Raw genomic sequence first — 20,331 nt, 5'->3', positions numbered from 1 at the left:
TATGAATAGTCTGTCTGATTGACCAGAATGCGCGCCAAGCTCTTTAGTTTACCCGCGGAAGATGTCAAGGTTTGCCACAGGCTGTTAATATAAACATGATGGTTGTCAGGAAGCGCCCGGACATGAGCGAACATCTTTTTAATGCACTGGAACACAAGGTTGACCAGCTGATAGCTCGGCTCAACGAACTGGAAAAAGAAAACAAGCGTCTGCGCGAGTCAGAACAGCGCTTAAAGGAAGAGCGCACCCAGTTGATGCAACTGAATACGCAAACCCAAAGTAAAATTGAAGCAATGATTTCCCGATTGAAATCATTGGAGCACGGATCATGACAACAGCCCGAAGCGTTACCGTCAGACTACTGGATAAAGAATACACTATCAGTTGCCCGGATGGCGCTGAAGCTGAGCTTTTGGCTTCGGCTGATTATCTCAATGATAAAATGCGTGAAATCAAAAATACCGGGAAGATCGTTGGGCTTGAGCGCATTGCGGTCATGGCTGCGCTGAACATGTCCCATGATTTGCTGAAAAACAAGGAGCATCAACGCCAGAGTGTTGATACTCACTTACGCCGCATTGGCAGTAAAATTGATAACTCATTAAACACATCCAACTCCGGTGGCTGACAATCCTAGTTAATCTGGTATAATGAAATCGTCTTCTGGGGTGTTCGAGAGCTGGTTAAGTCCCTCGAGCCTATATCCTTCTAAATGGGAGTGTCACTTTGATGTTGTGTGCATGTCCGCTTGTCGGAAAGCCTGATATGTCAGACACTGCTCCCTCTCTGAACCTCACGGTTCAGGGCCAGAATCAGTAAACGGCACTCTGGGAGACCTTCATCATGCCCGATTCCCGCAGGGCTCTGCGCCAACACCTTAGACGCCAACGCCGCGCACTGTCAGCCAGTGAACAAAAGCGGCATGCCAACCGCCTCTGTCGCAATCTGAAACATCAGCTTTGGTTTCGTAAAGCACAGAATATTGCTCTCTATTTACCCAATGATGGTGAAATCAGTCCCGAGCCATTGATCCACCTATGCTGGCAATTAGGTAAATCTGTTTATCTGCCCGTACTCCATCCGATTCATCACAATCGCCTGTGGTTTTTACCCTACAGACCCGGTAGTCCAATGCGACTGAACCGTTATGGTATTTCAGAGCCAAAACTACAACGCACACCCAGAACCCCGGCCTGGGCCCTGGATCTGGTTTTTCTGCCGTTAGTTGCTTTCGATATCCAAGGCGGACGATTGGGTATGGGAGGTGGCTATTACGACCGCACGTTTGGCTTCAAACTGCAGTACAAAGGAATAATCAGAGGACCGAAGCTAATAGGATTAGCACACAATCTACAGAAAGTAGATTGCCTGACAACGGAAAGCTGGGATGTACCGCTGACAGGAATTGCCACAGAGGAAGGTGTTTATCGGCTTAGCTGTTGAAAACCTGTTGAACTACAGCCGCAAACTCAATACCACTCTGAGATACACCAGTCATTATTGTGCCAATTACAAAAACCAGCACCAGCACCAGCACTAGATCAGGACTCCTTCTCATCTCGCCTATCTCTTTTATTTATTGCGTTGCAGTTTAATTAGAGATCAGCCACATAGCGTGACTGCAACTAACCCAAACAGGCGTTTATGACCCATACATAGTGTTTCACAAAATAAAAATATTTCAAGTCTATTACAGAGTTTTTTTCGTTTTTTTACTGCATGTTACATGGCTGAGTTAACCGTAGTTATTGAACTATGCCATTAACATGATGATTTTAATCTATTTTTACAGTAATAATGTTAACCAAAAAGGAATGGTTAGCATGGACAACAGGGTCTGTGCAGTAATAATTGCCGCCATCAACGATGCATCACCACCTAACTGACGCGCAAGAATATAGGCCGAAGTAGCCGTGGGAATAGTGGCGAAGATGATCAACGTCCCTGCTGCCAGAGTTGATAAACCCAATAACAGCGCAATTAATCCCGCAAGCAAGGGGAACAACAGCAGCTTAATCACTATGGAGAAGAGCATCCCCCGTCCCGAGCGTCGCAAAGCAGACAGGTTCAACGCAGCTCCGACGGATAGCAAACCAAGTGGCAGGGCCATTTGTGATAGGAGTACAAAGAAAGGCTGCATAAGCTCAGGTAAGCCTCCTGCCAAATTAATACTCACTCCCAGCACAGACGCCAGTATCAACGGATTTGTTAGCAGCGTTTTCAGCACTCCACCCAAGGTTGGTTGGCGCTCTGCATTATGAGCAAATACCAGCACACAAAGCAGATTCAATGCTGGAATCATAACGGCAGCCACTACAGCCGCCAGAGCTATCCCGGCAGAACCAAACTGTGCGGAGGCAACTGCCAGGGCTACAAAGGTATTGAAACGCATACTGCCTTGATAGAAGGACGTAAAAGCCGCATTACCCAACCGCAAGAAACGTCGCAGCCCATAGCAGACTAGCGTGCCCGCCATCAGCAATAGCAGCACGGCCAGCATCAGCCTCAAAGATTCCTGTCCAGACAGCGAGGCCTGACTCAGACTGTTAATCAATAACGCAGGAAAAAGAAAATAATAAGTCAGCCGCTCAGCAGGTGCCCAGAAGCCATTACCAGGAAAATTGAAGCGACGCATGCCAGCACCAGTAATCAACAGAGCGAACACCGGCCAAAGCACTGATACCACTGATAACATAAACTTTCCTGATATAAGTCAAGCTAAGACACACATGATCAATACTTGTACAGATTCAAGTTCTATAATTTTATAATGTGTGCTTGAATTAGATTAAATTTAGTGTCTCTAGAAAAAGTTAGGCTACTAACGTCCAGCTTTAGGAATCCCCGTCAATGCTGAGAAATATTCGCATATCCATTCGCCTTGCCTTAGGTACGGCAATCATGTTGGCACTAGTCATTGCCATCATTCTTCCCACAGTATTAAACCTTTTAAGTAATATCACACAACGTGCTGAAAGCCGTCAACTCGAAGATCTACATAACGCCCTGCAGGCTTCCATTGATGAAACAGCCGAACAGGCATTGCGTATCACTACCGCCGCTACAAGCGGTGTCGGCATTTCTGAAGCTTTTGCCAACCGCGACAGAGCACTGCTGCAACAACTGACACTACCTATATTTGAAGCCTTGCAAGAGACTTATAATATCCGCCAGTTTCAGTTTCATCTGCCACCCGCAACCTCTTATCTACGCTTACATCGGCTGGACAAATATGATGATGACCTGAGCAGCTTCCGTCTGACAGTACTGCAGGCCAACAATCAACAACGCCCCCAAAGTGGCCTGGAAAGCGGTGTCGCTGGCATTGGTCTGCGAGGCGTTATTCCTGTGTATTACCAGCAACGCCATATAGGTTCCGCCGAGGTTGGCCTCTCATTTGGCCAGGATTTCTTTAACACTTTCACTGAGCGCTTTGGTGCGCGAGCAGCACTGCATATTCCAGCAGACCAGGGCTTCAGCACCTTTGCCACAACCATTGAAAACAACACCTCTCTCACCAAGGCCCAGCTAGCCGAAGTCATGCAGGGGCAGATCTATACCAGCGAAATCGATAAAGGCGAACAGAGCTGGGCTGTCATGGCGCGTCCAATCATGGATTTTTCTGGCGAACCACTCGGCGTGGTTGAGCTAATGATTGATCGCACCGAATATGTACAGGGCTATCAACAGGCACTAATCCGCATCATTGTGATTGGCATTATTTCAGTTTTACTGGGCCTGCTGATGGCAACGCTATTGGCTCGCAGCATTATCAAACCTTTAAAAACCACGGCAGACAGCTTGCGTAATATTGCCGCTGGCGATGGCGACCTGACCGCTCGTCTTGACGACAGCGGCCGCGATGAACTGGCCAATCTGGCAAGTTCATTTAATCACTTTGTTGCGCACATCCACAGTCTGATTAAGCAGGTCGGTGCTGCCACTGTTCAGTTGTCTGCTGCAGCAGAGGAACTATCAGCCTCTAGCACCGACACCTCGCAGCAAGCCAAAAAAGAGCAGTCTGAAACGCTACAGGTCGCTACGGCAATGAATGAGATGACTGCCACAGTGACTGAAGTAGCGGATAATGCAGCTCAAACATCACATGCTGCGGGTGCAGCTAATGAATTGGCACTATCCGGAAAACAAAAACTGGCCAACACTCAAGAATCAATTCAAGGCTTGGCCAACGACATCGAAGCGGCTGCACAGATCATCAATCACTTATCTAATGATAGTCAGGAGATCAGCAAGATTCTTGATGTCATTCGTGATATTTCCGATCAGACCAATCTACTGGCGCTGAATGCCGCCATTGAAGCAGCACGAGCAGGCGAACAAGGGCGCGGATTTGCAGTGGTTGCCGACGAGGTACGCAGTCTCGCCAGCCGTACTCAGAACTCCACCGTGGATATTCAACATATGATTGAACGTCTGCAAACCGGTGCCGAAAAAGCGGTCAGCTCAATGGAGCAGAGTCGCAACAAAGCCACCGCCAGCGTTACCAGCTGTAGTGATACAGATGAGGCACTGACCAGCATCGCGGCAGCAATCGAAACAATCAATACCATGAACATACAGATTGCCGAAGCCGCTCGCCAGCAATCCCAAGTGGCTGATGAAATCAATCACAACATCAGTTTTATTACGGATGCCGCTGAAATGACTTCAAGCAGTACTGAGCAAGTGAATACAGCGGCGGATGAACTAGCCAAATTAGCCAATGAACTGCAAAGCCGGATCGGACGCTTCAAGGTTTGATAAGATACCGGAGCAGCCAATTGACTGGCGGCTCCGGCCTAACCCGGCCAAGGATATTACTATCAACTATGCAGATCACGACCTGACAGCAACTGGTGACCAGCGACTACGGCTTTACGCACTTGATTGGGTGCGGTCCCCCCTATGTGATCACGCGCGGAAACAGATCCTTCCAGCGTTAATACACTAAACACATCCGCTGCAATGATGTCAGAAAACTGCTGCAACTCGGATAGCTCCATCTGCCCCAGATCCTTACCAGTGCGGATGCCATAAGCCACCGACAAGCCGACAATTTCATGCGCATCACGGAAAGCAACGCCCTTACGCACCAGATAATCAGCCAGGTCCGTAGCGGTTGAAAAGCCTCGCAAGGCCGCTTCACGCATCACCTCTTTACGTGCCTGTAGCGCTGGCACCATATCAGCAAAAGCGCGCAAACAACCTTTAACCGTATCAACTGTGTCGAACAGCGGCTCTTTGTCTTCCTGATTATCTTTATTGTACGCCAGCGGCTGAGACTTCATCAGTGTCAGCAAAGAGAACAAATGTCCAAAGACCCGACCACTTTTGCCTCTTACCAGCTCTGGCACATCGGGATTTTTCTTTTGCGGCATAATCGACGAACCGGTGCAGAAGCGATCCGGCAGATCAACAAAATTAAACTGCGCAGAGGCCCAGAGCACCAGCTCTTCTGACATTCGCGTCATGTGCATCAACAACAGGCTCGATGCGGCACAGAACTCTATGGCAAAGTCACGATCCGATACCGCGTCGAGTGAATTACCTGCCGGAGCGGTGAACTTCAACAGTTCAGCCGTATAGTGGCGATCAATCGGATAGGTGGTACCGGCCAGTGCAGCGGCTCCCAAGGGTAGAATATTGATACGCTTGCGACAATCAACGAAGCGCTCATAATCACGGCTAAGCATTTCAAACCAGGCCATTAAATGGTGGCCAAAGGTCACCGGTTGCGCCGTTTGCAGATGGGTAAAGCCCGGCATGATGGTATCGGCTTCACGCTCAGCCAATTCCAGCAACCCCTGCTGCAATCGGGATAGCTCATCCAGGATCAAATCAGTTTCATCGCGCAGATAGAGGCGTATGTCCGTAGCTACCTGATCGTTACGTGACCGCCCCGTATGCAGCTTTTTGCCGACCACACCTATTTTATGCGTCAGTGCCGCTTCGATGTTCATGTGAACATCCTCTAATGCAACCGACCACTCGAACTCACCCCGTTCTATCTCAACGCGAATTTCACCCAACCCGCGCAAAATAGCATCACATTCATCCTGACTCAGCACACCTACCCGGGTCAGCATCCGCGCATGGGCAACGGAGCCCTGAATATCCTGCTTGTAGAGGCGTTTATCGAAATCAACTGATGCGGTAAAACGCGCGACAAAAGCATCGGTCGGCTCGGAAAAACGGCCGCCCCATTGCTGATTGGTTTTGTTGCTCATACTGACACTCTCCATGAACAGGCCATGAACTGGCGGATGGCTGAAAATCCCGCCATTATACCAAGCTTGGCCACGGATTACCGTGGGGTTTATCGCCCGTTGTGGTTAATCTGCTACAATCTGTATCTGATTTTTTGCACTCACGGCAACAGGACACCCTTATGAGCAGAACCATCCGTATCGCAACACGCCGAAGCCTGCTGGCCCTATGGCAGGCTGAATATGTCAAAGCCGAGCTTGAAGCTCACTACCCTGGCATCCAGATTGAACTGGTCACCATGGTGACTCAGGGTGACAAGATTCTGGATACGCCATTAGCAAAAATCGGTGGTAAAGGTCTGTTCGTCAAAGAGCTGGAAAATGCCATGCTGGAGAATCGTGCGGATATTGCCGTACATTCGATGAAAGATGTACCCATGGAATTTCCTGAAGGACTGGGATTGGCCGTGATTTGTCCACGTGAAAAACCTACCGATGCCTTTATCAGTAACCACTTCGCCTCGCTTGACGACCTCCCCCAGGGCGCCCATGTCGGCACCTCATCATTGCGCCGAGAGGTTCAAGTACGTGAACGCCGCCCCGATCTGAAAGTCAGCAGTTTACGCGGCAATGTACAGACACGCCTGGGCAAGCTGGATGCTGGAGAGTTTGACGCCATTATTCTGGCAACTGCCGGTTTGGTTCGGCTCAAGCTGGAAGCGCGTATCCGTAGAGAGATGCCCGCCGAGGAGTGCCTTCCTGCCGGTGGACAGGGTGCTGTCGGCATTGAGTGTCGTAGCGATGATCAGGAACTGATCAGTCTGCTGAAACCCCTGCACGACACTCAAACAGCCAGCCGCGTGTTGGCAGAACGCGCCATGAACCGTCGCCTTGAAGGGGGCTGTCAGGTGCCTATCGGTTGCTATGCCGTATTACAGGAAAACAATACTCAGCTTTGGTTACGTGGTTTGGTCGGCCTGCCGGACGGTAGTCGTGTGTTACGCGATGACATCACCGGTCCGGTTGAGTCCGCTGAGGCTCTGGGCATTCAACTGGCGGAGCAACTGCTTGCCGCGGGCGCTGACGACATATTAAAGCATGTCTACACAGAACGCGGCTAAACCGCTGCAAGGACAGCGTTTACTGGTCACTCGAGCGGTCCATCAGAGCCAGACACAGCAGGCGCTGATCCAGGCGCTTGGTGGCGAGGCCGTATGCCTGCCACTCATCCAGATCGAACCGGTGAGTGATTCAGATGCGGCTTACGCCGACCTCAAGTACTGCCTGCTGGATCTGGATCTCTACCAGAAAGTCATTTTTGTCAGCCCCAATGCCGCCAGACTGGGTGTTGAACTGATCGAAGACTTCTGGCCACAATTCCCCTTGGGCATCGACTGGATCGGTATAGGCCGCCAGACAGTTAAGCAGCTTGAAAAGCAGGGTATCCCTGCCTGGTCCAGTGATCAGGGCTATGACTCTGAAGCGCTGCTCGCTAGCGACAGGTTCCAACAGGTTAATGGTCAGCGGATTCTGATACTGCGAGGCAATGGCGGTCGAGATCTAATGCGCTCCACCCTGACAGCACGCGGAGCCAGAGTTGACTATGGTACAGTTTACTATCGACGTCTCCCCGGTTATTCTGAACAAACAGTAAAGCAGAAACTGCTGGATGAACCCTTGTCGGCGCTGCTCATTACCAGCGGCGAAGGTCTGTTAAACCTGCAGACCCTTATTACGGCCTATTCAGCAGACCGGTATCAACCGCTGCTCAACACGCTTTTAATAGTGCCCAGTGAACGCATTGCCGTCATTGCACGGGAGCTGGGATACAGGCGGGTCAGAGTTGCACAGGGACCGGATGACGACTCAATGGTCCGGGCCACTCTCCCCGGAAATGACTTGGAACAGCTGGCATGACAAATAAATCTGATAAACCCGACCAGAATAGTAATCCTGAAACACCTGTAGCTGAAACAGAACAACCGGATACACACACAACAGCGGCGCCAGGAGACGATAGCACCTCCAGTGCTACAGAGAGCCCTACCTCAGAGAGCCTTGCAACTGAGAGCCTTGCAACTGAGAGCAGTGCAGTTGAGAGTACAGCCACTGAATCTGAGGTCCGCCAAGCCAAGCCCGGATTAGCCACACACAGCTCAGACACAGCAACGGCATCTAAATCCTCATCCCCCTGGCCCGCAAGAGCAGCCTTAGTTATCGCCTTGGCTGCATTGGGCTTATCTGGCTATTTGTTTTACCAGAACCAACAGCTGCAGAATAAAACCGTCAGTTTGGCGGCTGAGGTCGAAACCCGACTGGCCAGTAATGCTACTGAAGTAGCTCGTACGGTTTCCTCTGTTAGCGAGCAGGCGGCGGGCATCAATCAGCAACTAGGCCAATTGAAGGAGCAAACAGCGGCCAGCCAACGTAACGTCGACAGTCTGCAACAACGCTTGACTCAAAGCATTCGTCAGGTTCAAGCACAGCAGGTCGTTTCCGAAAAGGACTGGCTGCTGGCTGAGGCTGAGTATCTATTGCGCCTTGCCAACCAGCGTGTACTAATGGAACAAAGCGCCACGGGTGCCCTGGCCTTGCTCAGGTCTGCTGACGAAATACTGCAACAGGCAGATGACGCGGCACTCTATCCGGTCCGCGAAGCTCTGGCAGAGGATATCGCCGCACTGGATGCTGTTCCCCGTCTGGATACCGAAGGCGTTTTCCTACGCCTCAGTGCTTTGAATGCACGCGTGTCTGATCTACGCATGACACCGGTTACAGATCGTCGTCAGCTACCGGATATGCTGGAAGAGATAACACCTGAAGCAGTCCGTGACACTTGGGGAGCTGGCGCCAAAAACGCACTGTCCAGCGCCATGTCTAAGCTGGATCAACTGGTTGTAATCCAACACCGTGATGACCCGGTTGAACCTTTGCTCTCACCAGAACAAACCTACTATCTGCAACAAAACCTGCACCTGATGCTGGAACAAGCTCAACACGCGTTGCTGCAACGCCGCCAAGGCGCCTATTCAGAGAGCCTGGAAAAAGCCAGCCGCTGGATAGCGGACTATTTTGAACCCAGCGATGCAACAACCCAGTCATTGTTGCGCGGCCTTGATGAACTGAAAGCTGTCGAAGTCGCCCCAGAGGTGCCGTCGATCAATGCATCGCTGGATGCATTACAGACTCACATCAGTGAATTGCGCCGCCTGAAGCGTGAAGGAGGCAACTGATGAAGCGCCTTTTCGTATTACTGTTACTGGTCCTTGTAGCCGGTGCTTGGGCTGGCCAGATGATGGTCACCGATTCCGGTTATGTGCTGCTGGCCTATAACAACACCACCGTTGAAACCACCCTGTGGGTATTTCTGGTTGGCGTATTCATTGCCTTTATACTGCTGCATTTGATCTTCAATCTGATCTTTAATACCCGCCTGCCAACGGGACGCTTCCGTCATTGGCGAGCCATCAAGAAACAGCAATCTGCACGGAGAAATACCTTGAAGGGCCTGCTGGCCCTGTCCGAAGGCGAGTGGAGCAAGGCACAAAAATCCCTGACGCGCAGCGCAGAAAACTTCGACTTGCCTGCAATCAACTACCTGGCAGCTGCTCGGGCTGCACATGAGAATGGAGACCAGGCCGGTGCTGATGAACTGCTGAAAAAAGCTTTAAAGTCGACCCCTGAAGCCAGCCTGGCGGTCAGCATTACCCAAGCGCAGATTCAGGTTTCACGCGGACAACTGGAAGCGGCGCTGGCCAATTTACTCAAACTGCGTCGCAAACAACCACACAATAAACAAATTCTGTCCTTGCTGGCCGATGTCTCGGCACGTTTGCATGATTGGCAGGGTGTTGCCGATATTCTACCCGATCTGCGCCGCAGCAAAGCACTACCACAGGAAAATCTAAATCGTCTGGAGCGTGAAACACTGTTACATCTGCTGCATAAACAGAAAACACCAACAGCAGGAGGCTCTACACCCGAACCGGAACAGCGGGTCCGGCATCTACAGAGTGTCTGGGTAAGCATGCCTGAAACAGCATCCAGTTACGATGATGTAGTGGCAGAATATGCCGAACAGTTAATCACTGCCGGTGACTATAAGGCCGTAGAAACTTTATTGCGCCAACGTCTGGAAACCCGCTGGAGTGAAACACTTATTCCCCTTTATGGTCTAATCGATAGCACCAAACCACGCAAGCTTTATCAACAAGCACAAAAATGGTTATCGGTTCATGAACAAAGCCCGGGATTATATATTGCCCTGGCAAGATTGGCAGCAAAATGCCAACTGTGGAGTGAGGCGGTAGGGTTTTATGAGCAAAGCTTAAGTATTGATCCTGACCTGGACACCTGCGCCGAGTTTGCCCGTTTGTTGCAGCAATTGGAACAACCGGAAAAAGCCATGCAGGTTATGAATCAGGGTATTAGCAATCTGACAGCGAAATTGCCCGATCTACCCCTACCGAAACCGGCACTTAAAGCCGACTAGGTGCCTGAGGGGTGCGTCTAATAGACTTAGACGCACCCTTGATTCAAATCGTTAGCTTGTTGCCTTAGGCCGGGGCGCATAGGCAAACACATCCGCATGTATCTGGCGCTCGCTGATGCCTTTGGCTTCCAGTGCATCAACCAGTGCATACACCATACCGGGTGAGCCGCAGGCATAAATATCCGTTTCAGCGGGTGCCTGAATGTCTGCCGCCACGATGTCAGGCAGCAATCCTCGCTCACCCAGCCAACTAGCGTTGGGCTCTGATACTACAGCGGTATAGTGTAGATTGGAGTAGTCATTTGCCCACTGACGGGCCAGATCATCCAGATAGAGATCATCAGCAATCCGCCCACCCCAGAAAACATGAATAGGCTGAGTTACCTGATTGGCTAACAAATGCTCAACCATGCTTTTTATTTGCGCAAAGCCGGTACTACCGGCAACAAAAACCAGTGTGCGCTCAGTTGATAAAGCTGCGGCAGAAAGATGACACTGCCCCATAGCCATGCTCAGTTCCACTTCGGAAGCCTGCTCCAGGTGCGCAACAAGCGCACAATTCATCTCACTATCTGGCATATGACGAATATGTAGCTCCAGCTCGTCCGCCTGCTCTGGAGCTGATGCGATAGAAAAGAACGCACTGCGACCATCTGGCAAAAATAGCTCAAGATACTGACCCGCACTAAAAATTGCTGGTTCAGACCCTGATGCTTTCAGCGCAATCCGAACCCGATAGACATCACGATTCAAACGCTCATTACTGATTATTTTTGCCGTATATCTATTCAAAACTCTCTCCAGAAATAATACCTAAACTGTCCCATATATCATCTACATGCGCCTTGATCTCTGCAGACATCTGAATTGGCTCACCCCATTCACGCTGGGTTTCCCCAGGCCATTTATTGGTTGCATCCATGCCCATTTTTGATCCCAGACCAGAAACAGGTGACGCAAAATCCAGGTAATCAATTGGTGTGTTCTCGATCATGACGGTGTCTCTTGCAGGATCCATACGCGTGGTCATGGCCCAGATAACATCCTTCCAGTCACGCGCATTCACATCGTCGTCACATACAATGACAAACTTGGTATACATAAACTGACGTAAAAACGACCAGACACCCAGCATCACCCGTTTGGCGTGGCCTGGATACTGCTTCTTCATCGTGACCACGGCAAGGCGGTAAGAGCAGCCTTCCGGCGGCAGATAGAAGTCGACGATTTCTGGAAACTGTTTCTGCAGAATTGGTACGAACACTTCATTGAGTGCAACACCTAACACCGCCGGTTCATCCGGCGGTCTGCCAGTATAGGTACTGTGATAGATTGGATCCTTGCGGTGGGTAATGCGCTCTACGGTAAAAACCGGGAAACGGTCCACTTCATTATAATAACCGGTATGATCGCCAAATGGGCCTTCCTCAGCGGTTTCGTCCGGATCGATATAGCCTTCCAGAATGAATTCGGCACTTGCAGGTACTTGCAAATCATTACCGATACATTTCACCAGCTCGGTCTTTCCACCGCGCAATAAACCAGCAAAAGCATATTCGGATAGCGTGTCCGGTACCGGTGTCACAGCACCAAGAATAGTAGCAGGATCAGCCCCCAAGGCGACAGCTACAGGGAAAGGTTCACCGGGATGCTGCTGTTTCCATTCACGGAAATCCAGTGCGCCGCCACGATGCGCCAACCAGCGCATAATCAGCTTATTACGACCAATCAGCTGCTGTCGATAAATACCCAGATTCTGTCGACTTTTATTCGGCCCACGGGTAATCACCAATGGCCAAGTGACCAAGGGCCCGGCATCGCCTGGCCAACAGGTTTGAATGGGTAAACGATACAGATCTACAGCGTCGCCTTCAGTTACAACGGCCTGACAGGGTGCTGATTTAACCAGCTTCGGTCCCATATTCAGCACCTGTCTGAATACCGGTAGCTTGTCCCAGGCATCTTTGAAGCCCTTGGGTGGTTCCGGCTCTTTTAACTGCGCCAGCAATAGACCCACATCACGCAGTGCAGATACAGATTCTTGCCCCATGCCCAAGGCCACCCGCTCAGGCGTACCGAACAGATTGGCCAATACCGGAATATCGAACCCAATCGGGTTCTCAAATAACAGTGCGGGGCCACCTGCACGCAGGGTTCGATCCGCGATTTCAGTCATTTCCAGCACAGGGCTGACAGGCTGGGTAATGCGCTTGAGCTGACCTCTGGCCTCAAGCATCTGGATAAAATCGCGAAGGTCATTATATTTTGGCGTGGACATAGCTAAGTCTTACCAGACACTGACACCCAGACAGCAACGCTACCTGGGTGTCTGGGTGAAAGAGTTTCGAATGTTTACGTCAGAACTCTTTTTGCAGATCGTTTTTACAGATCGCTTACTTACGCTTCATCGACTGGAAAAACTCATCATTGGTCTTAAAGTCTTTCAGCTTATCGATGACGAACTCGGTAGCGGCGGAATCATCCATCGGATCAAGCAATTTGCGTAAGATCCAGATACGCTGCAGTTCATCTTCTGTAGTCAACAGATCTTCACGGCGTGTACCTGAACGACGGATATTAATTGCCGGGAACACACGCTTTTCCGCAATACGACGGTCCAGATGCACTTCAGCATTACCGGTACCTTTAAACTCTTCGTAGATAACTTCGTCCATTTTGGAACCGGTATCTACCAACGCTGTGGCAATGATTGTCAGGCTGCCACCCTCTTCGATGTTACGCGCCGCACCAAAGAAACGCTTGGGGCGTTCCAGAGCATGGGCATCGACACCACCCGTCAATACTTTACCGGAAGACGGAATCACGGTGTTATAAGCACGTGCCAGACGGGTAATGGAATCCAGCAGGATGACCACATCTTTTTTATGCTCAGTCAGACGCTTGGCTTTTTCCAGCACCATTTCAGCGACCTGTACGTGACGTGAAGGCGGCTCATCAAACGTTGAGGCAACAACCTCACCGCGGACAGTTCGCTGCATATCTGTCACTTCTTCCGGGCGCTCATCTATTAACAGCACAATCAAGTAGCAATCTGGGCTGTTGCGGGTAATGCTGTTGGCAATATTCTGCAACATCAGCGTTTTACCGGCTTTAGGCGGCGATACGATCAGCGCACGCTGACCTTTGCCCATAGGTGACACCAGATCGATGACACGGGCAGTAATATCTTCGGTACTGCCATTACCGACTTCCATGCGTATGCGCGATTGGGCGAATAGCGGTGTCAGGTTCTCGAACAGTATTTTATTCTTGGCATTTTCAGGACGGTCAAAGTTAATTTCGCTAACTTTTAACAGCGCGAAATAACGCTCACCATCTTTGGGTGGCCTGATTTTTCCAGCGATGGTATCGCCCGTGCGCAGATTAAAGCGACGAATCTGACTGGGTGAAACATAAATGTCATCAGGTCCGGCAAGGTAAGACGAATCTGCCGAGCGTAAAAAACCAAAGCCGTCCTGAAGTATTTCAAGGACGCCGTCGCCGTATATATCTTCACCGCTAACAGCATGCTTTTTCAGGATGGCAAAAATCACATCCTGTTTGCGGGAACGGGCCATGTTCTGGATGCCCATGCTGTTTGCAATTTCCAGTAGATCTGGAACACTTTTGAGTTTTAATTCAGATAGATTCATAGTTTTTTAGAATGCAGCCAAGCGAAGGCTGATAATTGAATGGTAAGCCGGAGGATTGAGTTGGAAAGAGATTGCTTCAGTGGATCCGCAGATCGGACTGTAACACCCTGCCGGGATCTGACAGGATCATCAGCCAAGCACAGCATGAATATAAAGTGTTTAACGACCGCTGTCCAGTATCCGTCGATATTATCGTATGGTGATTGATCCTGAGCAAGACTATTGGAAAGGGTGGAGTACTCCAACCCTTTCATCCCGACCATCACTCAGAGATTAGCATCGATAAAAGCAGACAACTGAGACTTCGACAACGCTCCCACCTTAGTGGCCTCGACACTGCCACCCTTGAACAACATCAAGGTAGGTATACCGCGGATGCCGAACTTGGGCGGCGTATCATTATTTTCGTCGATATTGAGCTTACATACCTTCAATTGCCCTTCATACTCTTTGGCAATTTCTTCCAGAACGGGCGCAATCATCTTGCACGGACCACACCATTCTGCCCAGTAGTCAACCAACACGGGGCTATCTGCTTTTACCACTTCTTCTTCAAAAGTGGCATCGGTGACATTAATAATATTTTCACTCATGTCTCTGTTTCTCCATTGCACCGGGTGCTTTGTAATAGCTGTCATATAGGGATCATAACACCTGCCGTATAGGCTTGTGAACTTATCCGAATGGCATAGATACGCCAAGAAAATGTTTTTACGGCTTCTTATGCGCCACAGCGTCTGGCAAAATAGCGACCATTCGCTACAAAACGTGACGTGGAGAGCTTAATGGAAGTATACGAACAGCCCGGCCGGCTCGATCAACCTGAAGAGGGTGCGCTGCTGGCGGCAATCGATATTGGCTCCAACAGCTTTCATATAGTAGTTGCCCGGCTGGTGGATGGAGAACTCAAACCGGTCGATGTCATGTCAGAAAAAGTGCAACTGGCTGCCGGACTGGATGAAGCCGGCACTCTCTCAGAAGAAGCCCAACAACGTGGGATCGACTGCTTGCGGCGCTTTGCTGAACGCATCAAAGAGCTACCCAGGTCAGCCATACGAGCAGTTGCCACCAACGCCCTGCGTGAAGCCTCAAATCGCCGGGAGTTTGCCAGCCGCGCCTCTGCTGTTATCGGACTACCGCTGCAGATCATTTCTGGTTATGAAGAAGCACGCCTGATTTATCTGGGTGTTGCGCATACTCTGGCCGATGATACCGGCCGTCGCCTGGTTATCGACATAGGGGGAGGCAGTACTGAATGCATCATTGGTGAACGCTTTGAATCACGACTACTGGAAAGTTTGCAACTGGGCTGCGTTAGCTTTAGCGAAGATTTCTTCCCTGCTGGCCTACTAACGGACAAGGGCTTTCAACAAGCTAAAATGGCTGCCATGCAGGAACTGCTGTCGATCCGACATAACTATCGCCGCATGGGATGGCAAAGTTGTGTCGGTTCATCCGGTACTGCCAAAGCCATCAATCAGGCCTGCATAGAGCTAGGGTACTCTTCCGGGCCTATTACGGCTGAAGCCCTGAACCAGCTTAAAGCCTATCTACTGAAATTCAACCACACTGATGACATCACCCTAAGCAGCATCAAACCGGAAAGAAAAGCCGTACTCCCGGCAGGCACCGCTATTATGTGTGCAATTTTTGAGTCGCTGGATATTCATACCATGGAATATTCGGACGGGGCACTTCGCGAAGGCGTGCTCTACGATATGGCCGGTCGACTGCGCCATGAAGATGTGCGAGAGCGTACCATCAATGCGCTGATGAAACGCCACCATATCGATACCCGTCATGCCGCCAATGTAGAAGCAACAGCACTGATCATGCTGGCCCAGGTCAGTGATAGCTGGCAACTTCAGGATAATGAATTTCACGACATGCTCGGCTGGTCGGCACGCACACACGAAATCGGCCTGACCATTTCACACAACCGCTTTCATCGCCACAGTGCCTATTTACTGCAAAACTGCGACCTACCGGGATTCAGTAACACAGAGCAACAACTGCTCGCCTTCCTGGCCAGAGCCCACCGTCGAAAACTACCCAAGGATGAATTAAAGCTACTGCCTGAAGACAAGCAACTACCCTATATACACTTAAGCTTGCTGCTTCGCCTTGCGGTTATCCTGCATAGAAGTCGCAGTAAGGCCCGCCTGCCCGCTTTCAAACTGCAGGTAGAAAATCAGAAAATCACCCTGACCTTCCCAAGCGAATGGCTGCAACATCACCCTCTGACCCAGACTGACCTGGAAAGCGAAGCGGATTATCTGAAAAGTATCGATTACAAACTGAAGTGCAGCTAACCCCACATTGTGGGTAGCTTGCTTTAGATGCGCCGCTCCTGTGCAGCCATGCGCTCGCGGCATACCGTACGTCCTGTACATAAAAAAGGGGGGCAATTTCCATTGCCCCCCTTTTTTTATGTACCAACTAAGCCGTTACAGCTCAGGTCCTGCCTTAACGATCTCTTGCGAAATGCCATTAAACTTAGTGAAATTACTAACAAACTGACCAATCAGGTCCTTCGCGGCCGCATCATAAGCCGCTGGATCAGCCCAGGTCTCACGTGGATTCAGCAAGCCACTGTTAACACCGGGGACAGCCAAAGGCACAGCCAGATTAATACCCGGCAGTTGCTGGGTTTCACAGTCTTTCAACGCTCCACTTTGAATCGCACTGATAATAGCCCGGGTTGTCGGGATACTAAACCGTTCACCCGTACCATAAGAGCCACCAGTCCAACCGGTGTTAACCAAGTAAACGCGTGAACCATAGTCACTGATTCGCTTCATCAGCAGGTCAGCATAAACATGCGCCGGACGCGGAAAGAAGGGCGCACCAAAGCAGGTAGAGAAGGTAGATTTAATCCCACCACCTGAACCCATTTCCGTGGAGCCAACCAGCGCCGTATAACCAGACAGGAAATGATAAGCTGCCGCTTCTTTGGACAATACAGACACAGGTGGCAAGACCCCTGTCAGGTCACAGGTCAAAAATACAATGGAATCCGGCTCTTCACCCATATTGGTCGCAGAACGCTTATCAACATGCTCCAGCGGATAAGCACAACGTCCATTTTCAGTCAGTGACGTGTCGTTATAATCCGCTTTGCGACAAGCATTCAGGGTAACATTTTCAACGATGGCACCAAAACGAATCGCATCCCAGATAATCGGTTCGTTCTTTTTGCTCAGATTGATGGTCTTGGCATAGCAACCACCTTCAATATTGAATACAACCCCTTTGCCCCAGCCGTGCTCATCATCACCAATCAAGTAACGCTCTGGATCAGCAGACAGGGTAGTTTTGCCGGTACCTGACAAACCAAAGAACAACGTGGTAGAACCATCTTCTCCAATGTTAGCAGAGCAGTGCATCGGCAGCACATCATGCGCAGGCAGCAGGAAATTCTGCACTGAAAACATCGCCTTTTTCATTTCACCGGCGTAACGCATACCGGCGATAAGTACCTTGCGTTCAGCAAAGTTGAGGATCACGCAACCATCACTGTTTGTACCATCACGCTCAGGATCACATACAAAACCTGCAGCGTTAATGATTTCCCACTCAGGCTTACCCTTGGGGTTATACTGATGCGGGCGAATAAACAGATTCAGGCCAAACAGGTTTTGCCAGGCAGTCTGGGTAGTCATTTTGACTGGCAAATAATAATTGTGGTCAGATCCAACGTGAACCTGAGAGACAAAACGCTCTTCACCTTCCAGCCAGCTTTCTACACGCTGCCAAAGGGCATCAAACTTATCAGCATCAAACGGACGGTTAACTTGTCCCCAATCGATGTCTGCGACTGTAGAGGATTCTTCGACGATATAACGATCCATCGGTGAACGACCAGTGCGCTTGCCGGTAGTTACAACCAATGCACCGGTATCAGCAAGCACACCTTCCTGGCGCTGCAGAGCACGCTCCACCAGTTCAGCAGGGCTCAGATTCTGATGTGCAATTTTGACAGTGTCTGTAGTCATTACGCTTTCCCTTGGCTTGATGCCAACAAATTACTGAATAGCAAATGCGAGCCCTGACCAGATACGCCACAGGTATCAGATAGTACTTCGCAGTGTAAATATACCGGCTTGCAAAACTTATTATTGTTTTAAGGACGGCTATTATTGCATAAAAAAACCGCCATGTGGACAACCGGAAACTGTTCTCATTAACTGTTTCACTAAAGTTGCATAGCGGCTTAATTCAATGCAGGGTTTCTCCAGCCGGACGCTGATCCTCTGTTAATGCCAAAATATCTTCATGATCAAATTGATAGACGGTATTACAAAATTGGCAGTCGACGCTGATATGCCCGCCTTGCTCACCGACCGCTGCAAGCAATTCATCCCGGCCGACCAACTGAAGCGCACGTCCACAACGCTCACGAGAACAGTCACAGTGAAACGCCAAGGTTTGTGCCTCGTAAAGACGACACGCCTCTTCATGGAACAATCGATACAGCATTGATTCATTATCCAACGTCAGCAGCTCCTCCTGCGTCAGCGTATCAGCCAGCATACCAATCCGGTTCCAGTCCTCATGCCCCCCTCCAGCAGCTGGCAGCACCTGCAACAACATTCCCGCCGCACGCTCACCATCGCAGGCCAATTGAATACGCGTAGGCAACTGTTCCGAACGACTGAAGTAATCTTCAAGACAAGCCGCCAGTGATCCCTGCTCCATCGGCACAACACCTTGATAACGTTGCCCGTTGACAGGCTCAATAGTCAGGGCCAAGCGCCCCTGTGCAAACAGTTGCGCAAAATTTTCGGCATCCGGCAGCTCACCTTCAATGCGCGCGATACCACGCACCTGTTGATGATGACTGCACTCTGCCATCAACAGGCGCACGGCACCCTCTCCCTGAGCCTGGAGTATCAGACGACCATCAAATTTCAAAGTAGAACTCAGCAGTGCTACAGCAGCAAGCATTTCACCCAGTAGCTTCTGAATCATCATAGGGTAGCTATTGCGCTCCAATACGGCACCATAGCTTGTCTGTAAACCGGCCACAACACCGCGGACATCGGCCTCTTCAAAAAGGATACGCTGGATTTTATCCGCTGTACTCATACACTATTTTCCATTATTGCTGCAATACCAGACTTTGAGCTGGTATCTATGACTGTTACTATAGGAGACGATTTTATCACAACCCATAAAGATAAACGCATGACTTCAATCTCTCCTGTATTTGGTAATCAATGGCGCCCCATTCCCTTGCTCATGATGCACTTGATTGCTTTATTGCTGATGCTCAGTTTTATATTTCCCAGCGGTTTTCAACTATGGCGACAATTAGATAGCAGCCTGTTTCTGACACTTAACGGAACCCTTGCGGAAGGCGATACCTGGGCATGGATCTGGGCCTGGGCCAACACCCGCTACAAAGATATGCTACTGGCTATCGTCATGCTGATATTCATCATCTTTCCCGGGTTCGGTTTCAGAAGACAACAGCTACAACAAGCACTGGTAGGCTTCCTGGCGCTAATGCTGTCACTAGTAGTTTTACGTTATTTTTTCTACGAATTCTCCGAAAAGCTGGATCTCAGCGGGCCCAGTCCCTCTTTAGTCCTGTCTCCAGCGTACCTGTTAACCGAGCTATTCCCGGACATTCCTGCCAAAGACGGCTCCGGTCGCAGCTTTCCAGGTGACCATGCCACCGTACTGATTGTTTGGGCCGCTTATCTGATCATGAATACCCGCTGTCTTGGCAGCTATCTCGCCGTTGCTCTAGCTTCAGTGATGATATTGCCGCGAGTGGTCGGTGGGGCACACTGGTTCAGTGATGTAGCTGTTGGCGGTTTCTCTGTGGCATTGCCATTACTTGCCTGGGCCTTCTACTCCCCGCTACTGTTGAGACTGACTCGCTGGATGGAAAAAGCTTTTCTACCGCTGTTCCAGCTCATCGGACGATTACCACTGCTGAAACAACTACCTTTTTTCAATCCCTGAGTAACGC

Annotated in this window: 18 protein-coding genes and 1 other RNA gene; 11 read left to right on the top strand and 8 right to left on the bottom strand. The window is 50.2% G+C overall.

The window, feature by feature from the left end; all coding sequences use genetic code 11:
- Positions 1–122 precede the first annotated feature (122 nt).
- The 4 genes from F5I99_RS01025 (at position 123) to F5I99_RS01010 (ending at position 1,443) form a co-directional block, all read left to right on the top strand.
- Positions 123–332, top strand: a complete 210-nt coding sequence (locus F5I99_RS01025; protein ID WP_151053257.1) for a TIGR02449 family protein — start codon at positions 123–125, stop codon at positions 330–332.
- Positions 329–628, top strand: coding sequence for a cell division protein ZapA (locus F5I99_RS01020; protein WP_191905913.1), 300 nt, complete (start codon positions 329–331; stop codon positions 626–628). The genes F5I99_RS01025 and F5I99_RS01020 overlap by 4 nt, the downstream gene beginning before the upstream one ends.
- A gap of 29 nt (positions 629–657) precedes the next feature.
- A non-coding RNA gene (gene ssrS / locus F5I99_RS01015) (6S RNA) lies at positions 658–838 on the top strand.
- A gap of 5 nt (positions 839–843) precedes the next feature.
- Positions 844–1,443: a 5-formyltetrahydrofolate cyclo-ligase gene (locus F5I99_RS01010; RefSeq protein WP_151053255.1), complete on the top strand. Its 600-nt coding sequence runs from the start codon at positions 844–846 to the stop codon at positions 1,441–1,443.
- Between the two features lie 343 nt (positions 1,444–1,786).
- Here F5I99_RS01010 and F5I99_RS01005 read toward each other — a convergent pair whose 3' ends face one another.
- The gene (locus F5I99_RS01005) at positions 1,787–2,695 is read right to left on the bottom strand and encodes an AEC family transporter (RefSeq protein ID WP_151053254.1); all 909 of its coding nucleotides are present in this window, start codon (positions 2,693–2,695) and stop codon (positions 1,787–1,789) included.
- Between the two features lie 155 nt (positions 2,696–2,850).
- Here F5I99_RS01005 and F5I99_RS01000 point away from each other — a divergent pair, with 155 nt between their 5' ends.
- Positions 2,851–4,761, top strand: a complete 1,911-nt coding sequence (locus F5I99_RS01000) for a methyl-accepting chemotaxis protein (protein WP_151053253.1) — start codon at positions 2,851–2,853, stop codon at positions 4,759–4,761.
- A gap of 62 nt (positions 4,762–4,823) precedes the next feature.
- Here the strand turns inward: F5I99_RS01000 and argH are convergent, their stop codons facing one another.
- Positions 4,824–6,227: an argininosuccinate lyase gene (gene argH, locus F5I99_RS00995; protein ID WP_151053252.1), complete on the bottom strand. Its 1,404-nt coding sequence runs from the start codon at positions 6,225–6,227 to the stop codon at positions 4,824–4,826.
- Positions 6,228–6,388: 161 nt separating this feature from the next.
- On the opposite strand from argH, the gene hemC reads away from it, so the two are divergent.
- The 4 genes from hemC to F5I99_RS00975 are packed head-to-tail and all read left to right on the top strand — an operon-like array spanning position 6,389 to position 10,698.
- Positions 6,389–7,327, top strand: a complete 939-nt coding sequence (gene hemC, locus F5I99_RS00990; protein WP_151053251.1) for a hydroxymethylbilane synthase — start codon at positions 6,389–6,391, stop codon at positions 7,325–7,327.
- Positions 7,305–8,123 (top strand): uroporphyrinogen-III synthase, encoded by an 819-nt coding sequence (locus F5I99_RS00985; protein WP_151053250.1) that lies wholly within the window; start codon positions 7,305–7,307, stop codon positions 8,121–8,123. The genes hemC and F5I99_RS00985 overlap by 23 nt, the downstream gene beginning before the upstream one ends.
- The gene (locus F5I99_RS00980; RefSeq protein ID WP_151053249.1) at positions 8,120–9,439 is read left to right on the top strand and encodes a uroporphyrinogen-III C-methyltransferase; all 1,320 of its coding nucleotides are present in this window, start codon (positions 8,120–8,122) and stop codon (positions 9,437–9,439) included. Before F5I99_RS00985 ends, F5I99_RS00980 begins: the two co-directional genes overlap by 4 nt.
- Positions 9,439–10,698 (top strand): heme biosynthesis HemY N-terminal domain-containing protein, encoded by a 1,260-nt coding sequence (locus F5I99_RS00975; protein ID WP_151053248.1) that lies wholly within the window; start codon positions 9,439–9,441, stop codon positions 10,696–10,698. The genes F5I99_RS00980 and F5I99_RS00975 overlap by 1 nt, the downstream gene beginning before the upstream one ends.
- 51 nt (positions 10,699–10,749) lie before the next feature.
- On the opposite strand, the gene F5I99_RS00970 is transcribed toward F5I99_RS00975, so the two are convergent.
- The 4 genes from F5I99_RS00970 to trxA form a co-directional block, all read right to left on the bottom strand.
- Positions 10,750–11,490: an NAD(P)H-flavin reductase gene (locus F5I99_RS00970; protein ID WP_151053247.1), complete on the bottom strand. Its 741-nt coding sequence runs from the start codon at positions 11,488–11,490 to the stop codon at positions 10,750–10,752.
- The gene (gene ubiD / locus F5I99_RS00965) at positions 11,483–12,976 is read right to left on the bottom strand and encodes a 4-hydroxy-3-polyprenylbenzoate decarboxylase (protein WP_151053246.1); all 1,494 of its coding nucleotides are present in this window, start codon (positions 12,974–12,976) and stop codon (positions 11,483–11,485) included. The genes F5I99_RS00970 and ubiD overlap by 8 nt, the downstream gene beginning before the upstream one ends.
- A gap of 115 nt (positions 12,977–13,091) precedes the next feature.
- Positions 13,092–14,351: a transcription termination factor Rho gene (gene rho, locus F5I99_RS00960; RefSeq protein WP_036524738.1), complete on the bottom strand. Its 1,260-nt coding sequence runs from the start codon at positions 14,349–14,351 to the stop codon at positions 13,092–13,094.
- 266 nt (positions 14,352–14,617) lie between these two features.
- Complete coding sequence (trxA, locus tag F5I99_RS00955) at positions 14,618–14,944, bottom strand: thioredoxin TrxA (RefSeq protein ID WP_151053245.1); 327 nt, start codon at positions 14,942–14,944, stop codon at positions 14,618–14,620.
- A gap of 192 nt (positions 14,945–15,136) precedes the next feature.
- Between trxA and ppx the strand changes: the two genes are divergently transcribed.
- Positions 15,137–16,663: an exopolyphosphatase gene (gene ppx, locus F5I99_RS00950; protein ID WP_151053244.1), complete on the top strand. Its 1,527-nt coding sequence runs from the start codon at positions 15,137–15,139 to the stop codon at positions 16,661–16,663.
- A 135-nt stretch (positions 16,664–16,798) separates the two neighbouring features.
- On the opposite strand, the gene F5I99_RS00945 is transcribed toward ppx, so the two are convergent.
- Together F5I99_RS00945 and hslO are read right to left on the bottom strand one after the other, a co-directional pair.
- Positions 16,799–18,346: a phosphoenolpyruvate carboxykinase gene (locus tag F5I99_RS00945; protein WP_151053243.1), complete on the bottom strand. Its 1,548-nt coding sequence runs from the start codon at positions 18,344–18,346 to the stop codon at positions 16,799–16,801.
- Between the two features lie 223 nt (positions 18,347–18,569).
- The gene (hslO, locus tag F5I99_RS00940) at positions 18,570–19,439 is read right to left on the bottom strand and encodes an Hsp33 family molecular chaperone HslO (RefSeq protein WP_151053242.1); all 870 of its coding nucleotides are present in this window, start codon (positions 19,437–19,439) and stop codon (positions 18,570–18,572) included.
- Between the two features lie 99 nt (positions 19,440–19,538).
- On the opposite strand from hslO, the gene F5I99_RS00935 reads away from it, so the two are divergent.
- A complete protein-coding gene (locus tag F5I99_RS00935) occupies positions 19,539–20,324 on the top strand; it encodes a phosphatase PAP2 family protein (RefSeq protein WP_191905912.1) in 786 nt (261 codons plus the stop codon).
- Positions 20,325–20,331 lie beyond the last annotated feature (7 nt).

This window comes from Nitrincola iocasae, from assembly GCF_008727795.1.
Classification (GTDB): Bacteria; Pseudomonadota; Gammaproteobacteria; order Pseudomonadales; family Balneatricaceae; genus Nitrincola; species Nitrincola iocasae.
Note: the sequence above shows the minus strand (reverse complement) of the source record. Positions and strands in the feature narration are given on the sequence as shown.

Excerpts from the sequence above, each read along its gene's own strand:
- F5I99_RS01025 (WP_151053257.1), top strand. The coding sequence starts at position 123 with ATGAGCGAACATCTTTTTAATGCACTGGAACACAAGGTTGACCAGCTG.
- F5I99_RS01020 (WP_191905913.1), top strand. The coding sequence starts at position 329 with ATGACAACAGCCCGAAGCGTTACCGTCAGACTACTGGATAAAGAATAC.
- F5I99_RS01010 (WP_151053255.1), top strand. The coding sequence starts at position 844 with ATGCCCGATTCCCGCAGGGCTCTGCGCCAACACCTTAGACGCCAACGC.
- F5I99_RS01005 (WP_151053254.1), bottom strand. The coding sequence starts at position 2,695 with ATGTTATCAGTGGTATCAGTGCTTTGGCCGGTGTTCGCTCTGTTGATT.
- F5I99_RS01000 (WP_151053253.1), top strand. The coding sequence starts at position 2,851 with ATGCTGAGAAATATTCGCATATCCATTCGCCTTGCCTTAGGTACGGCA.
- argH (WP_151053252.1), bottom strand. The coding sequence starts at position 6,227 with ATGAGCAACAAAACCAATCAGCAATGGGGCGGCCGTTTTTCCGAGCCG.
- hemC (WP_151053251.1), top strand. The coding sequence starts at position 6,389 with ATGAGCAGAACCATCCGTATCGCAACACGCCGAAGCCTGCTGGCCCTA.
- F5I99_RS00985 (WP_151053250.1), top strand. The coding sequence starts at position 7,305 with ATGTCTACACAGAACGCGGCTAAACCGCTGCAAGGACAGCGTTTACTG.
- F5I99_RS00980 (WP_151053249.1), top strand. The coding sequence starts at position 8,120 with ATGACAAATAAATCTGATAAACCCGACCAGAATAGTAATCCTGAAACA.
- F5I99_RS00975 (WP_151053248.1), top strand. The coding sequence starts at position 9,439 with ATGAAGCGCCTTTTCGTATTACTGTTACTGGTCCTTGTAGCCGGTGCT.
- ubiD (WP_151053246.1), bottom strand. The coding sequence starts at position 12,976 with ATGTCCACGCCAAAATATAATGACCTTCGCGATTTTATCCAGATGCTT.
- rho (WP_036524738.1), bottom strand. The coding sequence starts at position 14,351 with ATGAATCTATCTGAATTAAAACTCAAAAGTGTTCCAGATCTACTGGAA.
- trxA (WP_151053245.1), bottom strand. The coding sequence starts at position 14,944 with ATGAGTGAAAATATTATTAATGTCACCGATGCCACTTTTGAAGAAGAA.
- ppx (WP_151053244.1), top strand. The coding sequence starts at position 15,137 with ATGGAAGTATACGAACAGCCCGGCCGGCTCGATCAACCTGAAGAGGGT.
- F5I99_RS00945 (WP_151053243.1), bottom strand. The coding sequence starts at position 18,346 with ATGACTACAGACACTGTCAAAATTGCACATCAGAATCTGAGCCCTGCT.
- hslO (WP_151053242.1), bottom strand. The coding sequence starts at position 19,439 with ATGAGTACAGCGGATAAAATCCAGCGTATCCTTTTTGAAGAGGCCGAT.
- F5I99_RS00935 (WP_191905912.1), top strand. The coding sequence starts at position 19,539 with ATGACTTCAATCTCTCCTGTATTTGGTAATCAATGGCGCCCCATTCCC.